The sequence below is a fragment of the Paenibacillus sp. SSG-1 genome (genome assembly GCF_002224835.1).
Taxonomy (GTDB): Bacteria; Bacillota; Bacilli; order Paenibacillales; family Paenibacillaceae; genus Paenibacillus_AQ; species Paenibacillus_AQ favisporus.
Genome location: NZ_MBRK01000001.1, coordinates 299176 through 320751 on the forward strand (window position 1 = coordinate 299176; position 21576 = coordinate 320751).

The window sequence follows — 21576 nt, forward strand, 5'->3', positions numbered from 1 at the left end:
GACCCGGATATGAAGGGGGTAATTATGAAATCAAAATCATCTGCGCGGCTGAACCGGCAAACGATACTGCTGCTTGCCGTTAACGGGCTGATCGTTTTATCCGGCGCCTTGTCGGGCACGTTTCTCAACGTATATTTATGGAAAAGCAAACAGGATTACGCGATGATCGGATGGTTTACCGTCGCCCAGCAGCTGGCCGTCGGGCTCACCTTTTGGCTGGCAGGCAAATGGGTGAAGGAGTATAACAAAATGAACGCCCTCAGGCTGGGGATCGGGCTGACGGGCCTTTTTTATTTGCTGGTTCTGTGGGTTGGGGAAAAGGCCATTTATTATATTTGGCCGCTGGGGATACTGCTCGGGATTGCGATCGGGCTGTTCTGGATTGCTTTTAACGTGGTGTATTTCGAAGTCACCGATCCTGAGAATCGGGACCTGTTTAACGGGTGGGTCGGTCTGCTCGGCTCCATTACGGGCATTGTCGGGCCCTGGTTTTCCGGCCTGCTGATTTCCATGCTGAAGGGCGACCGGGGGTATCGGATCATTTTTACGACGTCCCTGATCATTTATGCGCTCGGCGTGGTGCTGAGCTTCTTTTTGAAAAAGAGGAAAAAGGGCGGAACCTATGCCTGGCTCGAGCCTGTGAAGCAGCTGAAGGACAAAGGCAGCCCCTGGCGGCTTATGGCCCCCGGTCTGGCGGCGCAGGGGATTCGGGAAGGGGTGTTCGCCTTTCTGATCAATCTCCTTGTGTTTGTTGCCACGAAACAGGAGTCGAAGCTGGGGCAGTTCTCGCTCATTACGTCCGCAGTCTCCCTGGCCACGTACTGGCTGGCGGGCAAATGGTTCAAACCGGCCTACCGGAGCGCCGGCATGCTGGTGGGCGCCCTGCTGCTGTGGGTGGTCATGGTACCGCTGATCTGGAAGGTCAATTATTTCACCCTGCTGCTGCTCGGCATAGGTACGGCTATCTTTATGCCGTTGTACATCCTGCCGATGGTCTCATCCGGTTTCGACTTGATGGGGACCAGCGACGAAAACGTGGAAAAGCGGGTCGAGCTGGTCGTTCTGCGTGAGCTCAGTCTGATGGTCGGCCGACTTCTCGGTACGATAATATTCATCATCGTGCTGTCCTTCAGCAAAGACCAGAGCACCATTACCGTGCTGATGCTCGTGCTCGGCGCATCACCGATCCTCAGCTGGATCTGCGTGAGACGGCTGCTCAAGCCGGGGAAATCGGCACGCACTTGAACAATCGCGTTACACAGCAAATCCCCCTGATTCCTTCATTTGGAGTCAGGGGATTTTTCTGTAGGGAAGAGTTCCTACTTCTGGAAGAACAGACTGGTTGCAAGGTTTATCTGCCAATCAGGAGCCGGGAACCTGAGCATTGGGGGACGGTTTGGAGGTCCGCTCCAATGAGAAAATGTCCAGCTCGGGGCGCGTTTTCCCGCAAAGAACATCACTTAACAGTTCCGCCGCAATCATGCAGTAGACCGTCCCGTTGCCGCCATAGGCTTCAATAAAATAACTGTGAGGATACCGGGAATGCGGACCGATCATGGGCAGTCCGTCGTGGGTGAGCCCGAACAGTGAAGCCCATGCATAGTCGGCTTGGATACCGGCGTAACGGGGGAAAAGGGCTTTGATCTCGTTCAGCAGCATTTCGCTTTTATGCCGGATTCGTCCTTCCCTCTCCTCCGGATCGACCGGATGCTCGTCCAGGCCCCCTGCTACGATGCGGTTGTCCGGGGTGGTCCGCATATAAAGGTACGGCCGTGCCGTCTCCCAGATGAGGCAGCGCTCGTGCCAACCGGCAAAATCGGGTACGGGGCTCGTGACGATCGCATAGGTGGTCTGGAGCAGCGCGTTTCGGTCCGGTTTCTCCTCCTGCGTTTCATAGCCGCCCGCATGGACGACTTTCCGGGCAAAAATCCGGCGGTTCCGCGTATAACACACAACGCCGTCTTCTCCATACTCCAAATGAATCACCGGGCTGTTTTCGTACACCCGTATCCCATGATCCACTGCATACTGGACGAGGGCATGCACAAACCGGAAAGGGTTGACTTCGGCATCGCCGGTCGTATACAACGCCGCGGGCTTGGAGAAAGGGAACCGCGAAGCGATATCGGCCTGATTCCAATAAGACGTTGCAAAGCCGTGCCTGTGAAGGGTTTCATATTCCTCTTTGAGGTAAGGCACATCCTCTTCGCTGCTTGCGTAATACAGGCTGCTGCGGGAAATAAACTCGGGTTCCAGTTTGAGACCGCTGGCTGCTTCCTTGAGCTTACTCATCGCGTCCCTGCACATTTGATAAAAGGTGATGCCGGCCTGCTCGCCAAACGTATGGATGATGGAGGTCAACGATTTATCGTTGAAGCTTTGAAGCAGTCCGGTATTGGCTGAAGAGCTTCCTTCAGCGATCCGTCCCTTTTCCAGCAGAACCACCTGAAGATTGGTCCCGGACAGCTTGTGGGCGAGAAGGGCTCCACCCATCCCGCCGCCAATGATCAGCACGTCGCAGGAGAGATCTTCATCAAGTTCCGGATAAGCGGGTGTCGGCTTCAATGTAGAAGGCCATGCCAAATTCCCTTTATTCAGAATCATATGTGTGTTTCGCCCCTTATCGGTAGTATTCAAAGTATTTGCTCTGCATGCACAATTTATAGCTGTTCCGGCAGATCGGCCGGTGGAAGAGGCCATGCCTGACAATACATAGAAAACCTTCCCCGGGACATAATACGGATGGAGTTAGAGATATCCAGAGGAGGAATACCGATGCAGTCCAATCAAATGCAGGCGATTACCGGCAAGGAGCTGGAATATATCGTCGATTCGATTTCCAATGAGGATCTGCTGATCAAGCAGTGTGCGGCAACGGCCGCTGCTACGCAGAACCCGACGATTCAGCAGGCGTGCCAGCAATACATCCGGTCGCTGGACCACCATATCGATTTGCTCGTTCAGGCCATTCAGCAGCACCAGCCGCTGGCGCCGACGAGTCCCCAACAATGATAGCTTAGGAGGCATTAGCGCAATGTATTATCAAACTTCCAATAACTCGCAGTTCATGCAGGACGAGGACCTCTTGTACACCATCCTGGCCGATCTGAAAAGAACGGTCCGCGAATACACCACGGCAACGACGGAATCCTCCTGTCCGACCGTGCGGCAATTGTTTACGCAGCTGACGAACGATACGCTCCGCATGCAGGGAGAATTATACAATCTGATGAAGCAGCTGAATATGTACTCCACGTCATCTAAGGCGCTTCGCCAAGATGTGGACAAGTCGATTCAGGATGCGCGCAATTTGCAGCAAAAGAACCGTCAGTTCGTGCAGCAAAAAACAAGCAGCATGGGCCAATATGCCCAGGCATCCAATCCGTACCAGCAGCAGCAAAGCTCCCAAAATCCGTATTACATGTAATTTGCCTGTGGTGCAGGCGCCGTTTAGTTCTCATGTGCGGCGTCACCAAGCGGATAACAATAAGTACCCAAAATCCTGCTTCTATGAAGCATGGACCCATTTTGCCGTCTCCATTTCGGCCCACGCCGGGGAGACGGTTTTGCTTTGCATGCATGATAATTTCATGTAATATTAGTATTAATTTCGAACCCGGGTCCTTTGTCGTAATAGTGAAGAAGGTCCGTGGAACAAGCGCTGGAGGATGCTGTATGAAACAACTGACGGATTTGAAACTGAAGGTCCTCGACCTGTTGAACGAAGACGCGAGACGGTCCCCGGCCCTGCTGGCAACGCTCATCGGCGTTGAAGAGGAAGCGGTCAAGGAAGCGATCGCGGAGCTGGAACAAGACCATGTCATCGTAAAATATGCGGCGGTCGTGAACTGGAGCAAGATTGAAGACGAGACGGTAACCGCCTTGATCGAAGTACAGATTACGCCCGAGCGCGGGCGGGGCTTTGAAGGGATCGCGGAGCGGATCTATTTGTATCCGCAGGTCAAATCCGTGTATCTCATGTCGGGAGCCTACGACCTTCTTGTGGAAGTGGAAGGGCGCAACCTGCGGGAAGTGGCCAACTTCGTTTCCGAGAAGCTGTCGCCAATTGATTCGGTATTGTCGACGAAGACAAATTTCATTTTGAAGAAATATAAGCAGGACGGAATTATTTTTGAAGACCGTGAAGAAGATAACCGTCTCATGATCTCACCGTAAAGGAAGATGTGTCATGATCGTGAATGAAGAAACGAAGAAACAGCAGAATTCGAAATCGATGCAATCGTATTTGGCTCCTTTGGTCCGCGATATTCCGCCATCCGGAATCCGCCGATTTTTTGACCTGGCCGAAGGTAGTAAAGACATTATTACATTGGGCGTAGGGGAACCGGACTTCACGACTCCATGGCATGTGAGAGAAGCCTGCGTATATTCCCTTGAGCGGGGGCGTACGGCCTATACTTCCAATGCCGGGATGATCGAGCTCCGGGAAGCTATCGCCCAGTATTTGTATGAAAGCTTTCAGGTCTCCTACCAGCCGTCCAACCAGATTCTAGTGACGGTCGGCGGCAGCGAGGCGATCGATCTGGCGCTGCGTGCGCTGATCGTGCCTGGGGACGAAATTCTTATCCCCGAGCCCTGCTACGTATCCTATTCCCCGATCACCTCGATCGGCGGCGGGGTTCCGGTCGGCATCGAGACGTTCGCAGAGAACGACTTCAAGCTGACGGCAGAGGCGCTTGAGGCCAAAATCACGCCGAAGTCCAAGGTGCTGATTTTGTGCTACCCGAGCAATCCGACCGGCGCCATCATGACGTATGAGGACTGGCTGCCGATCGCCAAAGTGGTGGAGAAGCATGATTTGATCGTCATTTCTGACGAGATCTATGCCGAACTGACGTATACGCAAAAGCATGTCAGCTTTGCCTCGATTCCGGGTATGATGGACCGGACGGTTCTGGTCAGCGGCTTTTCCAAGGCGTTCGCCATGACCGGCTGGCGTATGGGCTATGCCTGTGCCCATCCCGACCTGATCGCCGCCATGCTGAAGATTCACCAGTACACAGTCATGTGCGCACCGGTGATGGGTCAGGTGGCCGCGCTGGAGGCGCTGACCAACGGGCTGGAAGAAAAGGACCGGATGATCGAGTCCTACAACCAGCGGCGCCGTTTGATCGTGCAGGGCTTCGTCGATATCGGACTGCCGTGTCATGAGCCGCAAGGTGCCTTTTATGCCTTCCCTAGTATCGCTGAGACCGGGCTGTCCTCGGATGAGTTCGCCCAGCGCCTGCTGATGGAAGCAAAGGTCGCCGCTGTGCCTGGAACGGCTTTCGGACAAGGGGGAGAAGGCTTTCTCCGCTGCTCGTACGCCACCTCCGTCGCCCAGCTGACCGAGGCTCTGGAGCGCATTGGAGAATTTGTCCACAAACTGAAAACCAGCTGAACAATAATTCCCTGTTTCTAGTAGAATTTAACATAAATTTCACTTTTATTTATTTATTTGTATGTTATAATTCTATTTTGGGAGCAAAAATTGACTTGCCAAGGAGGGATGACCTTGTTTTGCGCTGAATACGATTTGCCTGCATTCCGCGGACATTACGCAGCTGAAGGCAGCAATAATGTAAAATGGTCAACCAAAACGACAGATCAGACGAAAACTTTATCCTTGGAAGACGAAATCATGATGCTCCGCAAAAAAATGGAACAGATCTTTATGCAGGAACAGTCTTTTACATCGGAAATCGTAATCGAAATCAGCAGTTTGCTGGATTTGAAAATAAACGAATATATGAAAAGCTGCCCGAAGAAGAAGTCTTAATCGGCAGTAGGAAGACCCCGACACGGGGTCTTCTTTTTTTCTCTCATCAGGTTGTGATATATTGAACCTATCGGAGAAAAGGGGGAGCAGGAGTTGAAGGTATACGGGAAGCTGGCGCTGCTGGTTGTCTTTGCCGTTTTATTGCTGACGGGCTGCGGCAAGGGAGATAAAAACGCGTTATCGGTCTTTATGATTGACAATCAATCCGATCCGTCTCAGGTATATGAGAAGGTGCAGGACAAGCTTCAGGAAGTGATGGGACCCGACCTGAAGGTCAAAGTATCGGCAAGTCCGATTTATAACCCGGAGAAGCTGATGGTTGAATATGCTGCAGGCGGGCATGACATCATTTTTCTGCCGGAAGACGATATGAAGAATTATGCCAAAATGGGCGGTCATACCGTGCTGGATTCGTATTTTGACCCGAAAAAATATCCGGATGGCGTGTTCGCGAGCAACGAGGAAAAAGAAGACGGCACGACGGATACGACCGAGCATCTGTACGGTATCCCCGTTCGTGAAATGAAATTTTTCAAAGACCAGAAATACGTTCCGGAGAAGCTGTACGCCACAATCCCGATCTCGGCCAAGTCGGTCGACAATGCGGTAAAGGCGCTTAAGGCATTGACGGAGTAAAGAAGCCAGCACAAGGGACGCGGCTTCCGCGATTCCTTTGATGTATGATATAACGCGATAAAGGGGAGAAGAAGCTGGTGAGAATCTACACACGCACAGGCGATGAAGGCGAAACTTCGGTCATTGGCGGGCGCGTTCTGAAGGACGACCTGCAGGTGGAGGCCTACGGCACGATCGACGAGCTGAACTGCTTTGTGGGCCAGGCGATCAGCCTGATGGAAGCGGAGTCATTGCAGGACCTGAAAGAAAATATGATCGAGATTCAGCATGAGCTGTTTGACTGCGGCTCCGACCTGGCATTTGTGAAGCTGAGCGAGAGCAAATACAAGGTCGGTCCCGACAAAGTGACGCGGCTTGAGCAGTGGATGGATGCTTACATGGAGGAGACGCCGGAGCTGGAGCGCTTTATTCTGCCTGGAGGCACCCTTCTGGCATCCACGCTGCATGTATGCCGCACGGTCTGCCGCCGCGCAGAGCGCCGAGTCGTGACGCTGGGGCGGGAGAAAGAAATTAATCCCGACGTACGCAGGTATTTGAACCGTCTGTCGGACTACTTCTTCGTTGTGGCCCGGACGGCCAACGCCCGCAGCGGCGTGGCGGATATCGAATACGTGCGCAGCAAAAAGGTATTCGGACGGAAAAAATGAGCGAATACTATCCCCCGATTTCATATACCGTCCCGCCTTCGGAAGACGGGTGGCTGCTGAAGACGATTCTGCAGAAGAGACTCCACGTATCCCGCAAGCTGCAGTCCCGCCTGAAGCTGACGGAACAGGGGATTACCGTGAATGGCCAAAGAGTGTACATCAGCGTTCCGGTCAGGGATGGGGATGTGGTGGAAATCCGGATGGAGAAAGAAATTTCGGATGATATTCTGCCAGAGCCCATTCCTTTTCGCATTTTGTACGAGGATGAGCACCTGCTGATCGTGAACAAGGAAGCCGGCATCATCGTGCATCCGACGCACGGACACTATACGGGCACCTTGGCGAACGGCGTGGTTCACTATTGGCGGGACAAGGGCGAGGCGTTCCGCTTCCGAGCCGTGCACCGGCTGGACCAGGAAACTTCGGGCGTGATCGCTATCGCCAAAAATCCGTATGTCCACCAGCATATTTCGGAGCAAATGATCGCAAACGAGGTGGACAAAAGGTACCTGGCCCTCGTTCATGGCGTTCCGTCTCCGGAAGAAGGGGAGGTGGACGGACCGATCGACCGCGACTCGGAAGAGCCGCATCGGCGTATCGTCACGCCTGACGGGTATCCGTCGCTGACGCGGTATCAGGTCGTTGAGGCGTACGGCTCGTCTTCTTCGCTCGTTCAGCTGAAGCTGGAAACAGGCAGAACCCACCAGATCCGCGTCCATATGACCAGCATCGGCTGCCCGCTGATCGGCGATAAGCTGTACCGGCATCCGGTTTACCAGATGCTTCCGCCAGAGGAAGAAGAGGCCACGGAGACCGTTCTGCCGCAGGGATTAACCCCATCCGAGCGGACCGTGGTGCTGCTGGATCACAGCATTTCGCGGCAGGCGCTTCACGCCTGGGAGCTGTCCTTCCAGCATCCCGTCACCCGGGAACGGATGACCTTTCAGGCACCGCTGCCGCCCGACATGACCCGCCTTATTGGCGAGGCGAAGCAACATGAACTTGATCAATGAAAAGAGTGAGTAACGATGAGCAAATTGAAAGTATACCATTATCCCAAATGCGGTACGTGCCGCAGTGCGGTTAAATGGCTGGAAGCGCACGGCCACGAGCTGGAGCTCCAGCATTTATGGGAGGAGCCGCCGGCTCCGGACGAGCTGTCCCGCTTGGTCGAGAAGAGCGGGCTTGATTTGAAGAAGTTTTTTAATACCAGCGGAGAGGCGTACAAGGAGCTGGGTCTGAAGGACAAGCTGCCGGCCATGAGCCGGGACGAGCAGATCAAGCTGCTGTCCAGTAACGGCCGGTTGATCAAACGTCCGATCGTAACCGACGGCAGCAAGGTGACGGTCGGCTTTAAAGAGGACATGTACGAGGAGAACTGGGCGTAGCCTGGGATTCCGTAAAAAACGGTGGCATGACCGACAGGGGAGGTCCTAGCATTTCCCTGAGGCTTTGCCACCGTTTTGTTTGTTGTTCGAGGATCTATTCCGAAGGGAGCTCTACCCATTGATGGGGCGTTTCCATCGCCTTAAAGCCCTGCTCGATGATTGTGATGACTGCTACCGTCTCAGCCGGATCGACAGGCGGAACGCCGGTTTCAAAGAAGCGGACGAGCGCTTCAGCGAACAGCCCGAAATAATCGGAGTCCGCTTTCAGCATGTTCGTCTCACCGGATGTATAGCTGACCGTCAGCGAAAAGGGGCATCCCCCGCCGAGATGATGGATCTCGGCCTGGCGGCCCCCGCTGAATCCGATCAGCCACGACGGGGCGTGAGGCGTTCCGGTATACATCATCCGGCGGACGCCGGGACCCAGCAGCGAGACGATCGGTTCGATCTGGTGGATCGAATAGTTGTCGTACCGCCCCGGCCCGAAGCTGATGATATTTTCGATGCCGGCGCGCTCGGCCCCGGCATACTCCGCGGCGAAGCGAAGCGCCGAGCTGGAGAACAGCGGCGTGCCGTGCTGCTCAGCTAGATTGAACAGGCGCCGAGCGGTCTGGCGGTCCGGGGCAAAGGTTTTGTCAATATAGGTAGGCTTGCCGGATTGAAGCGGAAGCTGGGCGAGCGGCTCGTGGTACTGCGGATGGTCGGGCGAAAGGACAATGATGTAATCGCTTCGATCCACGACCTCGGCAATCGAAGGGAGCAGCTCGATCCCTTTGTCTTCACTCCACTGCACGTTGGTGCGCCCGGAAGGCGAATCGGCCATTCCAAAGGCATAGGCCACCTTCATGGTGCCGCCCGATGCCTGTTCAATCCATTTCGGATAATGCTCGGCATGCCATTCATCGAGGTAATAATCGATAAAACCGATCGTTTTCAAGCAGCAATCCCCCTCAGTCGCTTATTACAGCTCGATCTCCCTGCGCTGCTCGGAAGAGTCGTAGATCGCCTGAATCATCTTGGAGGTGACGATGACGGTATCGATATGGGATGGCAGCTTTACGCCGGTTTGGATGCATTCGAGAAAGCCGTTGATTTCGTTTTCGAAATGGTCGCTCGTTGAATACTTGGGCTTCGTTTCCAGCAAAGCTCCGTCCTTAGCCCCGTAAATGGTGAAGTCGCCTCCGTATTGTAGGCGGATCCCTGCTTTGTCGCCCAGAAAATCGATGTAGGTTTCGGGCGTGCCGATGTTCTGCGCCCAGGCGCCGTTAATCGTAATGCCCGGCCCTTCGGTGCGGATCATGGCCGTGACGAAGTCATCGACATCATACGTACCGGCGTAATTCGGGGGCCCTGCCCACATGTTCAGGTAGGCGTAATTCGGCAGGTCCCGCCCCAGCTTGGAGTAAGCCTGGCCGGATACCGTCAACGGGCGCGGATCGCCGGCGCAGTACATGACGATGTCCAGATAATGGACGCCCCAATCGATAAGGACGCCTCCGCCGGCAATTGATTTGGTGGTAAATGCGCCGCCAAGTCCCGGAATGGAGCGGTGAGCGCGGAAGCTTGCATAGATATGGTACAGTTCGCCAAGCTCGCCGCTTTCGATCAGGTTTTTGATCATGTTCACGCTTTTGTTGAATCGGTTCACGACCCCGATATTCAGCACTTTGCCCGTTTCGTGCTGCACTTTCTGCATCTCCAGCGCTTCCGCGTAGGTGCGGGCCGCAGGTTTTTCGCACAGGACATGCTTGCCCGCCCGCAAAAAATCGATGGAGATGGCGGCATGAGCATCGTTAGGGGTACATACGGAGACGGCATCGATCTCGGGATCGTCCAGAATGTCACGGTAATTTTCCACGGCGGTGCCGCATTCATAATCCTTGACCGCCTGCTCCGCCTTCTTCTTGTCCGAGTCGCAAAAATATTTGATTTCGGCGTCCGGATGTTTCAAATAGTTGGGGATATGCGCCGCTCTGGCAATGGTCCCGCAGCCGATGACAGCAACCTTGATCGTTTTTCCCATATTCATTCCTCCTGCTTGTTAGGTGGGTTTATCCTTTTCAAGATTCGATATTTGGAGAATAACTCCTGCCGGATGATTCAGGATGAAGGGAGATCTTCTTCACAAATTTTATGTTACAGGCTGTCTGGTTTATGACTTGAACGGGTGGGACAAAAAGGCAGGAATAAGCCGGGAATGGTGATAACAGGAAGGGCCTCATGCCCTGGCGGATATGCTATACTAGAGGAAGCAGTGCCGAACCTTGGAATCCAGGGGAAACAGGCAGACAAGGGGAGAAACAAGAAGTGACAGCAAATGAACAACGCCAATCCGTGATGCTCGTGGATGGCATGGCCTTATTATTCAGAGCTTATTTCGCGACCGCGTCCAGCGGCTACATTCGCCGCACGAAGGCGGGGGTTCCGACAAACGCGATCTATGGCTTTATTCGTTATTTTTGGGATGCAGTGCAAACGTTTAATCCGACCCATGTGGTCTGCTGCTGGGACCTCGGCGGCGGCACGTTCCGCGGACAGCAGTTTGCCGCTTACAAGGGCAACCGTCCGGACGCCCCGGACGATCTGATTCCGCAGTTTTCGATGATCCGCGACGTGATGGACAGCCTCGGCGTTCCGAATATCAGCGCGGAAGGGTATGAAGCGGACGACTGCATCGGGACGCTGGCCGACCAGTTCGGACGGGAGATGGACGTGATGGTCCTGTCCGGCGATAACGATTTGCTGCAGCTCGTCAGCGATCGGACGACGGTCATTATTATGAAAAAAGGGCACGGCAATTATAAGGTGTATACACCGGAATCCCTGTATGAAGAGAAGCAGCTGCGCCCGCGGCAGATTATCGACGTGAAGGCGCTCATGGGCGATACGAGCGACAATTACCCCGGCGTGAAGGGCATCGGCGAGAAAACGGCGATCAAGCTTGTGCAGGAATACGAATCCGTTGAAGGGATTCTCGAAAATCTGGACCAGCTGTCCAAAAGTGTCCGCGCCAAGATTGAGGCTGACCTCGATATGCTGCACCTGTCGCGCAAGCTGGCCGAGATTCACTGCTGCGTGCCCGTCGCCTGCTCGCTGGATGTGTGCCAGTTGTCGCTCGATCACCATCAGGTGATCAGCAAGTTTGAAGAACTGGAAATGAAGAGCCTGTGTTCTCTTATGGGACTGGCCATCAGCTAAACGGGTACAGAGTGCTGGCGTTTTTGGAGCGCCGGCTCTTTTGTGCTCTAGTCGATTGACTTTCAAGGATTAACTGGGCTATAATGCCCGTGATTGTTTTGATATAAAGATAGAAGGTATATGGCATTTATACAGGGCTTGGGAGGCCCGCTGCAGGAGGGAACGACTACGATGAGTTTATTAGGAGCAATTGAAGCAGGGGGAACGAAATTCGTATGCGGAATCGGCCAAGAGGACGGTACCGTTGTGGAACGGATCAGCTTCCCGACTACGACGCCGGAGGAAACGATGGCCCAGGTGGTCGATTTTTTTAAGGGCAAAGACATCGCGGCGATCGGAGCAGGTTCATTCGGGCCGATTGACCCCGTGAAGGGAAGTCCTACATACGGACGGATTACGACGACGCCGAAACCTTATTGGAGCAATTTCGATATGGTCGGACATTTGCGCTCTCACTTCGATCTGCCGATCGAATTTGATACCGATGTGAACGGGGCCGCCTTGGGCGAAGCGACTTGGGGAGCAGCCCAGGGGCTCGAAAGCTGCCTGTACATTACCGTTGGCACGGGCATCGGAGCTGGTGCGGTTGTGGGCGGCGAGCTGATCCATGGCCTGTCCCATCCGGAAATGGGACATATTCTGGTCCGCCGTCATCCGGAGGACAAATTCGAAGGCTTCTGCCCATATCATGGCGATTGCCTGGAGGGGCTGGCAGCCGGACCATCCTTGTCCAAACGCTGGGGCATTCCGGGTGCGGAATTGACGCCGGACCATCCGGCTTGGGCTATGGAAGCTTACTATCTCGCTCAGGCGCTGATGAACTACATTTTGATTCTGTCTCCGCAAAAAATCGTCATGGGCGGCGGCGTCATGAAACAGCTGCAGCTGTTCCCGCTGATTCATGCCGAGCTGCGCAAACAGCTGAACGGCTACGTACAGGTTCCAGCCATCATGGACGATATCGAGAATTACATCGTTCCGCCTCAGCTTGGCGACAACGCCGGCCTGTGCGGCGCGCTCGCGCTCGCCAAGAAGGCGCTGGCTGCGGGTTAAGCCTAAGGTTTGATCGACTGACGGGCTTTCATGAGATGGCTTGCACCGAAAAAAAGGAAAGAGGGCTGAAGAGCCCTCTTTTTGCATTTATGCCGAATGAAGTTTAGACGCATCCCTGAATCATTTCGGTAGAATTTTTTAACACGTGACAGGAAAAATAACAGAAATTATAAGTTTGAGCCCGTATTTATAAATAATTACGGGTTTTTTATGTTTTCTGGACTGATACAGATGGGTGAAACTGGACACAAATACAATGTTATATTGGGTCGCGTATTCAACGATTGTCTAGAGGGATGATTTCAGGGTATTAACATTTTTCGTTTGGAGTTTCTCTTCCGATTGAGCTGCTCCGAGATGATTAATAAATCGTGCCAAAAGTAGTGAATATTATAAATGTCTAAATCATGAAGTTGAAAATTGATAATGATTGTGTTAAATTTATTATTAGTTGGTTTGATGAACGAACTAATGTAAGTTCAAGGTTGTAATTTATCAGGGGAAAAATAATGAGTGGGAAGATGAATAAGAAATTGAGCTGTTTTTTATTTAAAAATAAAAGTGTTATGTGAGTTTGTAAAAATGTAAGGGCTTTTATTTGGTTTCGTATTCCCATCTTTCCCCTAACGAAGTGAGAGGATTAACGAGGTTTAGAAGTTTAGTGAAGTGAAAAGTAAATCTAATATGGTGGTAAAATTTACATCTTAGAAGGAGTTTTCATCATGAGCGATAACACAAATAAAGTTCAGCAAAATGAGTATCACAAGCTTAGTCTTGCTGAACGTCTTGGCTACGGTTTTGGAGACTTTGCTCAAAACCTTGTCTTTGGTACAGTTGGAGGCTTCCTTGCCCTCTACATGACGACTGTCAATGCTATCGGTACAGCAACAGCAGGTTTTATTTTCGCCATAGTCCGGATCATCAATGTTATATGGGATCCAATGGTCGGAACCTATGTCGATAAACGCTCATCAAAAGCAGGTAAATATCGTCCTTGGCTACTTCGTGCAGGCATTCCGCTCGTTATTTTGGCTGCACTGCTGTTTGCGCCGATTCCTGCGATTCGCGATTCTGTGCCCTATGCCTTCATCACTTATCTCTTGCTTGACTTGGTTTATTCCGTCGTCAATATTCCTTACGGCTCGTTGAACGCTTCATTAACCCGTGATCCTAAATCTGTAGACCAAATCACAACGACGCGTATGATGCTTGCGAACGGTGCCAATCTACTTGTCTATACATTGTTCCCAATGTTTGTTCAAATGGCTGCCCCAAAAGATCGTGAACTCAAAGACACTGGCTTATTTGGACTAAAACTTCATATGGGAACTTACACTGACCCTTCTGCAGGTCATGCTTGGTTTGGCGTTTATGCCGTTTATATGGTTATTGGAGCCATTGCGCTGTTCTTCTGCTACAAGCTGACGAAAGAACGCGTTGTCGCCAATGCTGAACAATCGGCACATGTTAAAGTCTCTGATTTCTTTGTTGAATTTAAGAATAATAAGCCATTGGTTATCTTGGGAATGTTCTTCATGTTGGCATTTACATTTATGTTCTTCATGAATACGGTTAACGGATATTTTAACCAATACACTGTCGATCACTCGGAGTGGATGGGGGCTGTGGGGCTGATTGCCTCCATACCTGGTATCGCTTTTGCAGCATTCTGGCCAAAACTTAAGAAAGTATTGGGTAAAAAGGGCTTCTTCTATTTCTTCCTCGGTATGTTTGTGGCCGGCGAAATCCTGACTTGGGTTTGGAGTCTTGACGGTATGCACGATCAACTTTGGTTAGCGTATGTTTCAACATTCATCAAGCAGTGGGGGTTAACTTCAGCGACTGGTTTCATGTGGGCGCTTGTTCCTGAAGTGGTTTCATATGGCGAGTTGAAGTCGGGGAAACGTAATGCGGCTATTATCAACGCGATTATGGGGCTGTTCTTCAAGATTGGCTTCACGATTGGCGGTGCCGTTCCACTGTGGTTCCTTGCCGCTTACGGATTTGACGAACATGCCGATCACCAAACAGCTCTCGCCGTCTCAGGAATTAATACGACTGCTATTTGGATACCTGCTGCTCTTGCTGTTGTTGCTATGATTGTGATGAGATTCTATCCATTGTCTGATAAAGACGTTGACAGCATTAACAAACAACTTGACGCAAAACGCGCTGAAATGAAAGCGTAAAGGTAACACTATTCACGGCCAACCAGAGGTTCACTAAAAGAATTGCAGCATCTATAGGTGATTTTGAACACGATTTCACGAAATGAAAGATTGAATAGATCAGGGGGATACTTTTATGCAAATCGAAAATCCGGTATTAAAGGGGTTCAATCCAGATCCGTCCATCGTAAGGGTTGACGATACGTATTATATTGCAACCTCAACCTTCGAATGGTTTCCGGGCGTGCAAATCCACGAATCAAAGGATTTGGTCGACTGGCGGCTGATTACGCACCCGCTCTCCACGAGAACGCTGTTGGATATGAAAGGGAATAAGGATTCGGCAGGCATCTGGGCACCAGATCTGTCCTATGCTGACGGGAAATTTTGGCTGGTTTATACCGACGTGAAAGTAACCGAAGGCGCCTTTAAGGACATGACCAATTACTTGACTACCGCCGAAAGCATCGAAGGCCCTTGGAGCGATCCGATTAAGCTGAACGGAGTGGGGTTTGACGCTTCGCTGTTCCATGACGACAACGGGAAAAAATATCTTGTCCAGATGGAGTGGGATCATCGCGAGTATCGCCATCCGTTTAACGGCATAAAGCTGACGGAATACTCGGTTGAGCAGCGAAGATTGCTTCCGGAGACGGCAAAGATCATTTATAAAGGGACCGACGTTAAGCTGGTGGAAGGCCCTCATATTTATAAACTATTTGGTTATTATTATTTATTTTGCGCGGAAGGCGGAACGGTTTATACCCACCAAGAGGTGGTTGCCCGTTCGGCAGAACTGTTCGGCTCCTACGAAACGCAGCCTGGCGACGTATTCCTGACCGCGTTCGATTCGCCTGACGGGGAGCTGCAAAAATGCGGCCATGGCTCACTGGTGGATACGCCGTCGGGCGAATGGTATTTCGCGCATTTGACGGGACGCCCCTGGCACCGCGAGACCGAATCGATCCGCGATCCGCGCGGCTGGTGCACGCTGGGAAGAGAAACGGCGATTCAAAAAGTGGAGTGGAACGAGGAAAAATGGCCTTATATCGTAGGCGGCAAGCAGGGAAGCCGGTTTGTCGAAGCTCCTAAAGGCTGCACGGAAACGAAATATGCGCCGACCTATCCGGAAACGGATCATTTTGATTCCGCGGCATTGAATATCAATTTTAGCACGCTGCGCGTTCCGTTTGACGAGCGAATGGGTTCTCTGACGGAAAAGCCGGGGAACTTGCGCTTGTTCGGCAAAGGCTCCTTAACCAATGAGCACGAGCAATCGCTTGTCGCAAGACGCTGGCAGTCCTTTTATTTCGACGCACAGACGGCAGTCGCGTATTCGCCTTACACCTTCCAGCAGATGGCCGGCCTCGTTAATTATTACAATACGGGACACTGGTCGATGATCCATGTGACATGGAACGAAATCAATGGACGCGTCATTGAAGTGACGCAAAATGACCGTGGCGTTCTCACGAGCTTTCTGAAGGATAAAGCCGTTAAAGTTCCCGAACATGCGGAATACGTGCATTTTAAAGCGAAGGTTCGGAAAGAAACGTACACCTACGCCTATTCCTTTGACGGCGAACAGTGGACGGATATCGACGTAACGCTGGATGCTGCGATTTTGTCCGACGATTACGTGGTACAGTCCTACGGCGGATTTTTTACGGGAGCGTTTGTCGGGATGGCTAATGTTGATTATTCCGGTTATGAATTGCCGGCAGATTTCGATTATTTTACGTATAAAGAGCTTGATAAATAATTAATCATGATCCCGAGAAAGAGCTGGAAGAATATGACTTCCAGCTCTTTCTTAGTAGTAATGTTAATTAATATGCTATACTTCTAAGTACGATAACATTTGAAAGGGATTACAACAAATGATTATGAAAACTGATCAGGATGTTATGAGAGAAAATAACAAAAAATTGGTATTAAAAACTCTATTTAATACTGATCAGACGTCTAGAAGTTCAATAGCCGACCAAATCAATCTTCAAAAGTCCACGGTTTCTTCCATCGTACGCGAGCTTCAAGACCAAGGCTTGATTGAAGAGCTGGGAACAGGGGAAGCATCCAACATTGGGGGGCGTCGGCCCAATTTAATACGTTTTAATCGTAAGTATGGGTTTGTACTGGCTTTCGATATGGGCATTCATCATTTAAGATATTCCGTCAACTACATTAATGGCGAGCTTATTCACCATGTTTCCATTAAATTATATACGAACAAAGTAAGAGATATTTTTGCATTGATGAAAAACGTGATTTTGAATTTGGAAAAGTACGATACGATTAACGGATTGGTTGGAATCTCCATTTCGCTTCATGCGCCGGTACTGGACAATCAGATCCTGTATAGTCCGTTCTTGGACTTTCAGTCCTTTGATTTGATCGATGCGTTGAAGGAGCTGATCGACGTTCCCGTTATCATCGAAAATGAAGCCAATCTTACGGCGATTTATATCCGGGATTTTTACCGCCATACCGAGGATATTCAATTCGATAACATTCTAGCCTTAAACATTCATAACGGAATAGGCGTAGGAACGATTATCGAGAGACGCCTGTATAAAGGCTTAAACGGATTGTCCGGCGAAATCGGACGATCCATTATCATGTCGGAAAATAAAAAAAATCGGCGTTTAGAGGAAATTTATTCCGAAAAAGCGGTGCTTGACCGGATCGGCAAATTGAAAAACAAACCAGGATTTACGTTAGAGGATTTTATTCTTTTAATGGAGATCAAGGATGAACAAATTGCGGCTATCATGGAGGAATGGGTCATAGCCATTGCACAAATCTCTTATAATTTAATCCAATACAGCGCTCCGGATGCTGTGTTCCTTTCCTCACGATTTATCGCCTTTTTCCCATACCTATTAGACGGGATTATTAAAGAATATTCTTCACTTGATCCGCTTGGCTCCACACAAATTATTTCGCTTGACCACCATATTCATGAATTAACGCTCTTTGGCGGAGTTGCCTTGGTTTCCAGGAAAATTCTCGGATTGGAATCGCATGATTTACTTTTTACCAAGTAATCCGGGCATTTACGATGAACCGGAATGAAATTCAGCGACGGCTTGTGAAGGGACAACGGCTTGTATTTTGTCCAAATCCAAATGGCTACGTTCTAATTCAGTTGAATTGAAAGCTTCTTAGGAGCTGGTTATTTCGGAGATTTGGCGAAAAACCCATTGACCATTTTACATAATATGGTATGATCAACTATAACAGCACATCTGCACGAATGGGGAAGCACCTCTCTTAATTTAAGAGAGGTGCTTTTTTGCGTTGTGCTGATTACCCTACGTGGATGGAGGAATTGGTGAATATGCAAATCGTTTTTATGAACCGGCTTGTGAAGGATGCGGGAAGCGAGGGAGAAAAGCTCGCGCAGGTATGGATCGGCGAAGAGGAGGGAACCTGGCATCTCGGATGGAGAGATCTGGAGATGACCGGGGAAGCCATGGATACCGCTTGGTATGAAGGCGGATCCTGGAATGAGATGCTGTACATTTACAGGCACGGCCTGGCGGTCAAGCTCGGCGAAGGATTCCGCCCGTTGATCGACGGCACGTTCCATGAGGAAGAGGAGCTGAAGGGCCGCAGCCATGCTGTACAGAAGCTGTACTGCTACAGTGAACTGCACAACAACGAGGAGCTGTACGCCGAACTCACCGCCTGGCGGAGAAGGAAGGCGGCCAGTGAACGCAAGGCTCCTTATTTTATCGCCAGCAACCGGGTGCTCCGTCTGATCAGCGCCTTCGTGCCGCATACCATCGAAGAGCTGCTGCAGCTTCCAGGCGTCGGGGAGAGCAAGGCGTCGGAGTACGGAGCCGACCTGATCGAGATTGCGGGAACGGTGCAGCGCAGCCACGAATTTCCGCTGGATTGGGTGAATGATGCCCTGGACGACCAGTCATATCTATCGTGGACCTACAAGCAGAAAGAGCACAAGTACAAGCAGGACCTGGATAAATACCGTACCCGGCGCACCATGCTGAAGGGAATTTATGAGGGGATGAACCTGCAGCAGCTGGAACAGGAATGCGGCCTGCCGCGCAGAGACCTGGTGGAGGCGCTGGAGCTGCTGGAGAAGGAAGGGTATGATACCGAGCGGCTGATCCAAAGCGAGCTGGAGGAGGTGCCGAATGAGGAGCAGGAGCGGGTGTGGGCCGCGTTGGAGGAGCTGGGCGACGCGCTCTTGAAGCCGGTGCTGCTGCAAGTATACGGAGAGGATGCCGCCTCGGGAAGCGGCATGGAGCAGCGTTATGAGCGGATCCGGCTGATCCGCATCCGGTTCCGCCGGCAGCCCGGTAGCCGCAGAAGCGTGGGGTGAACGGTATGCTTCCCCGCGGAGTTACGGATGGTGACCATGCAAAAAGGACGAAGGCTCTAACCGCATGCGGCCGTCTCCTTCGTCCTGTTTTCCATTGCATGATGATGGGGTGATGCGCTGACTTTCAAATCCAGTCTTTTTTCTTGAAAATGACAACCATGCCGAGACCAAGGACGAGCATGATGCCGAGGATCATGAAATAACCGTATTTCCAATGAATTTCCGGAATGTTATCGAAGTTCATGCCATAGATTCCTGTAATGATCGTCAATGGCATGAAGATCACGGTCATGGCCGTAAACACTCTCATGATCTCGTTCGCGCGGTTGGCGATACTTGACTGGTAGGCCTCGCGCAAGTTGCTCATCAGATCGCGGTACGTATCGAATGTTTCGGAAATTTTGACCGCATTTTCGTAAATGTCGCTGAAATATTTTTGCAGCTGATCGTCAATCAGCCGGAGGTCTTTTTTATTTAACGTATTGATGACATCCTTCTGCGGACCCAGCACTTTTTTCAGCCACAGAATCTCGCTTCGCAGACCGATAATTTCGTTCAAATGGGACTTTTTCGTGTGCATGAGAATGTCTTCTTCGAGCTTCTCGATTTTGGCTTCGATCCGGTCGCCGACCACAAAGTAGTTGTCAACCACGAGGTCGATCAGCAGGTACAGAAAACGGTCCGGTCCGCTGACTTCCTGTTCCCACAGGATCGGCTTCAGCGTCCGCAGCTCGTTGATTTTCTGTTTCGTCACCGTAATGATGAAGTGTCTTCCGAGGAAAACGTTCAGTGCGCGCAGAAAAATCTCCTCATCGTCAAACCGGATGCTGTTGACCACGATAAAATAGTGGTTTTCGTAAATTTCGATCTTCGGGCGCTGCTCCTCTTCGCTGAGACAGTCTTCAACCGCCAGATCATGCAGCGAAAACAGCGGCTGCAGCTCCGCGAGGTCGTCGACGTCGGCGTCGATCCAATAAAAGCCGGCCAAAGGTGGGGTTAGTACAGTTTGCAGGTCATCGATCGGAGTAAATACTCCTTCGTTTACCAACCGGATTTTCATATGACTTCACTCCTTGCTCAAGATGTTTGAGCATAGAAAAGAAATCAGCGCTGCCGGTCAGCGGGATTTGGGGGAGTACTGAATAAACGTACGGGCATGAAAACGAAAACTTCCCTCTGCCGGCAAGCTGATCTCAGGTCTATGCAGTTGTGTTTTCCATGCATTCAGCTTCGGGCTCGGGTCGCCTTCCATCTTTCATGTCACCTCAGTCATATCGGGGTATGAAACACTTGTCTAGTATAACGCCGGGTTTTATTCCTTTCAAGAACAAAATGGCGGCCGGCAGGTCCCGATAACAGGGTATGGAAGCGACCTTCGATCGGTGCACGAAATGCTGCCGAAAATGACAAATCCGCGTCTTGACGAAGGATGGGCTTATGATTTAAAGTAAGGAACAAGACAATGAAAAATTGAATACAGCGAAATCTTATCAAGAGCAGGTGGAGGGACTAGCCCGATGAAACCCGGCAACCGGCGGTATTTACGCACGGTGCTAATTCTTGCAGGAGCATGGCAGCGGCCTTTGGGCGTTGTCTCCTGACAGATGAGAGAGGCGCGGTAATGAGCGTGTAATGACCTTTCTCTTTTGTATGGGAAAGGTCATTTTTGTATACTCGGCTTCTTCTCAAGCTACGATTTTCGCGGTTTTCAGAAAAAAGGAGAGATGATAACGATGCCGATCAAGATTCCCGACACTTTACCGGCGAAAGAAGTTCTTACCCGGGAAAATATTTTCGTCATGGACGATACCAAAGCGTATCACCAGGACATCCGTCCGCTGCGCATCGCGATTCTCAATCTGATGCCGACCAAGGAAACGACAGAAACCCAGCTTCTCCGCCTGCTTGGGAACTCGCCGCTGCAGGTCGACATTGTGCTGCTTCATCCGGGCTCCCATATTTCCAAGAACACGCCTTCGGAGCACCTGAAGTCGTTCTACAAAACGTTCGAGGAAGTGAAGCACCGCCGTTTTGACGGTATGATCATCACCGGGGCGCCGGTCGAAAAAATGGATTTTGAAGACGTGAACTATTGGGATGAGCTCCGCGAAATTATGGACTGGACCAAAACGAACGTCACTTCGACGATGCATATCTGTTGGGCCTCCCAGGCCGGATTGTTCCACCACTACGGCATTCCCAAGTGGGACCTGAAGGAGAAATGCTTCGGCGTATTCCCGCACCGGGTGATGAAGAACAACGTGAAGCTTCTCCGCGGCTTCGACGATGTATTCTATGTACCGCACTCCCGCCACACCGAGGTGCGGCGGGGGGGTATCGAGCATGTGGAGGGGCTGGA

The 21576-nt window shown here is 51.3% G+C and carries 21 protein-coding genes and 1 riboswitch; of the genes, 17 read left to right on the top strand and 4 right to left on the bottom strand.

Annotated features, from left to right (window positions below):
• The first annotated feature begins 24 nt into the window (after positions 1-24).
• Positions 25-1245, top strand: a complete 1221-nt coding sequence (locus BCV73_RS01605) for an MFS transporter (RefSeq protein WP_076170684.1) — start codon at positions 25-27, stop codon at positions 1243-1245.
• A gap of 117 nt (positions 1246-1362) precedes the next feature.
• Here BCV73_RS01605 and BCV73_RS01610 read toward each other — a convergent pair whose 3' ends face one another.
• Positions 1363-2604: an NAD(P)/FAD-dependent oxidoreductase gene (locus BCV73_RS01610; RefSeq protein WP_089545726.1), complete on the bottom strand. Its 1242-nt coding sequence runs from the start codon at positions 2602-2604 to the stop codon at positions 1363-1365.
• A 171-nt stretch (positions 2605-2775) separates the two neighbouring features.
• Here BCV73_RS01610 and BCV73_RS01615 point away from each other — a divergent pair, with 171 nt between their 5' ends.
• The 9 genes from BCV73_RS01615 to BCV73_RS01655 all read left to right on the top strand — a co-directional run bounded on the left by BCV73_RS01615 (position 2776) and on the right by BCV73_RS01655 (position 8450).
• Complete coding sequence (locus BCV73_RS01615; RefSeq protein WP_076170680.1) at positions 2776-3012, top strand: hypothetical protein; 237 nt, start codon at positions 2776-2778, stop codon at positions 3010-3012.
• Positions 3013-3034: 22 nt separating this feature from the next.
• Entirely contained in the window at positions 3035-3427 is a 393-nt protein-coding gene (locus BCV73_RS01620) for a spore coat protein (RefSeq protein ID WP_076170678.1), read from the top strand.
• A gap of 248 nt (positions 3428-3675) precedes the next feature.
• The gene (locus BCV73_RS01625) at positions 3676-4176 is read left to right on the top strand and encodes an Lrp/AsnC family transcriptional regulator (protein ID WP_076170676.1); all 501 of its coding nucleotides are present in this window, start codon (positions 3676-3678) and stop codon (positions 4174-4176) included.
• Between the two features lie 13 nt (positions 4177-4189).
• Complete coding sequence (locus tag BCV73_RS01630; protein ID WP_089545727.1) at positions 4190-5401, top strand: aminotransferase class I/II-fold pyridoxal phosphate-dependent enzyme; 1212 nt, start codon at positions 4190-4192, stop codon at positions 5399-5401.
• Between the two features lie 114 nt (positions 5402-5515).
• Complete coding sequence (locus tag BCV73_RS01635; RefSeq protein ID WP_076170672.1) at positions 5516-5779, top strand: aspartyl-phosphate phosphatase Spo0E family protein; 264 nt, start codon at positions 5516-5518, stop codon at positions 5777-5779.
• Between the two features lie 93 nt (positions 5780-5872).
• Complete coding sequence (locus BCV73_RS01640; RefSeq protein ID WP_076170670.1) at positions 5873-6415, top strand: hypothetical protein; 543 nt, start codon at positions 5873-5875, stop codon at positions 6413-6415.
• A gap of 77 nt (positions 6416-6492) precedes the next feature.
• Positions 6493-7062 carry a cob(I)yrinic acid a,c-diamide adenosyltransferase gene (locus BCV73_RS01645; RefSeq protein ID WP_076170668.1) on the top strand — a complete coding sequence of 190 codons (570 nt, stop codon included), beginning with the start codon at positions 6493-6495 and terminating at the stop codon, positions 7060-7062.
• Positions 7059-8075, top strand: coding sequence for an RluA family pseudouridine synthase (locus BCV73_RS01650; RefSeq protein ID WP_089545728.1), 1017 nt, complete (start codon positions 7059-7061; stop codon positions 8073-8075). Before BCV73_RS01645 ends, BCV73_RS01650 begins: the two co-directional genes overlap by 4 nt.
• Before the next feature lie 15 nt (positions 8076-8090).
• Positions 8091-8450 (top strand): arsenate reductase family protein, encoded by a 360-nt coding sequence (locus BCV73_RS01655; protein WP_089545729.1) that lies wholly within the window; start codon positions 8091-8093, stop codon positions 8448-8450.
• 94 nt (positions 8451-8544) lie between these two features.
• Here BCV73_RS01655 and BCV73_RS01660 read toward each other — a convergent pair whose 3' ends face one another.
• Positions 8545-9387, bottom strand: coding sequence for a Gfo/Idh/MocA family oxidoreductase (locus BCV73_RS01660; protein ID WP_089545730.1), 843 nt, complete (start codon positions 9385-9387; stop codon positions 8545-8547).
• Positions 9388-9411: 24 nt separating this feature from the next.
• Positions 9412-10473 carry a Gfo/Idh/MocA family protein gene (locus tag BCV73_RS01665; protein ID WP_076170660.1) on the bottom strand — a complete coding sequence of 354 codons (1062 nt, stop codon included), beginning with the start codon at positions 10471-10473 and terminating at the stop codon, positions 9412-9414.
• Between the two features lie 314 nt (positions 10474-10787).
• Here BCV73_RS01665 and BCV73_RS01670 point away from each other — a divergent pair, with 314 nt between their 5' ends.
• The 6 genes from BCV73_RS01670 to BCV73_RS01695 all read left to right on the top strand — a co-directional run bounded on the left by BCV73_RS01670 (position 10788) and on the right by BCV73_RS01695 (position 19217).
• Positions 10788-11648 (top strand): 5'-3' exonuclease, encoded by an 861-nt coding sequence (locus BCV73_RS01670; RefSeq protein ID WP_089550059.1) that lies wholly within the window; start codon positions 10788-10790, stop codon positions 11646-11648.
• A 171-nt stretch (positions 11649-11819) separates the two neighbouring features.
• The gene (locus tag BCV73_RS01675) at positions 11820-12701 is read left to right on the top strand and encodes an ROK family protein (RefSeq protein WP_076170658.1); all 882 of its coding nucleotides are present in this window, start codon (positions 11820-11822) and stop codon (positions 12699-12701) included.
• A gap of 722 nt (positions 12702-13423) precedes the next feature.
• Entirely contained in the window at positions 13424-14890 is a 1467-nt protein-coding gene (locus BCV73_RS01680; RefSeq protein WP_076170656.1) for an MFS transporter, read from the top strand.
• A 115-nt stretch (positions 14891-15005) separates the two neighbouring features.
• On the top strand, positions 15006-16631 hold the full coding sequence (locus tag BCV73_RS01685) for a glycoside hydrolase family 43 protein (protein ID WP_089545731.1): 1626 nt from the start codon (positions 15006-15008) through the stop codon (positions 16629-16631).
• A gap of 124 nt (positions 16632-16755) precedes the next feature.
• Positions 16756-17916, top strand: coding sequence for an ROK family transcriptional regulator (locus tag BCV73_RS01690; RefSeq protein ID WP_256992714.1), 1161 nt, complete (start codon positions 16756-16758; stop codon positions 17914-17916).
• 293 nt (positions 17917-18209) lie between these two features.
• On the top strand, positions 18210-19217 hold the full coding sequence (locus BCV73_RS01695; RefSeq protein WP_089545732.1) for an HRDC domain-containing protein: 1008 nt from the start codon (positions 18210-18212) through the stop codon (positions 19215-19217).
• A 124-nt stretch (positions 19218-19341) separates the two neighbouring features.
• On the opposite strand, the gene corA is transcribed toward BCV73_RS01695, so the two are convergent.
• Positions 19342-20277 (bottom strand): magnesium/cobalt transporter CorA, encoded by a 936-nt coding sequence (gene corA, locus BCV73_RS01700; RefSeq protein WP_076170651.1) that lies wholly within the window; start codon positions 20275-20277, stop codon positions 19342-19344.
• Between the two features lie 424 nt (positions 20278-20701).
• Positions 20702-20828: riboswitch (SAM riboswitch) on the top strand.
• A gap of 122 nt (positions 20829-20950) precedes the next feature.
• On the opposite strand from corA, the gene BCV73_RS35625 reads away from it, so the two are divergent.
• Positions 20951-21576 (top strand): homoserine O-succinyltransferase (locus tag BCV73_RS35625; RefSeq protein ID WP_256992715.1); only part of this gene is annotated, 626 nt, incomplete at its 3' end.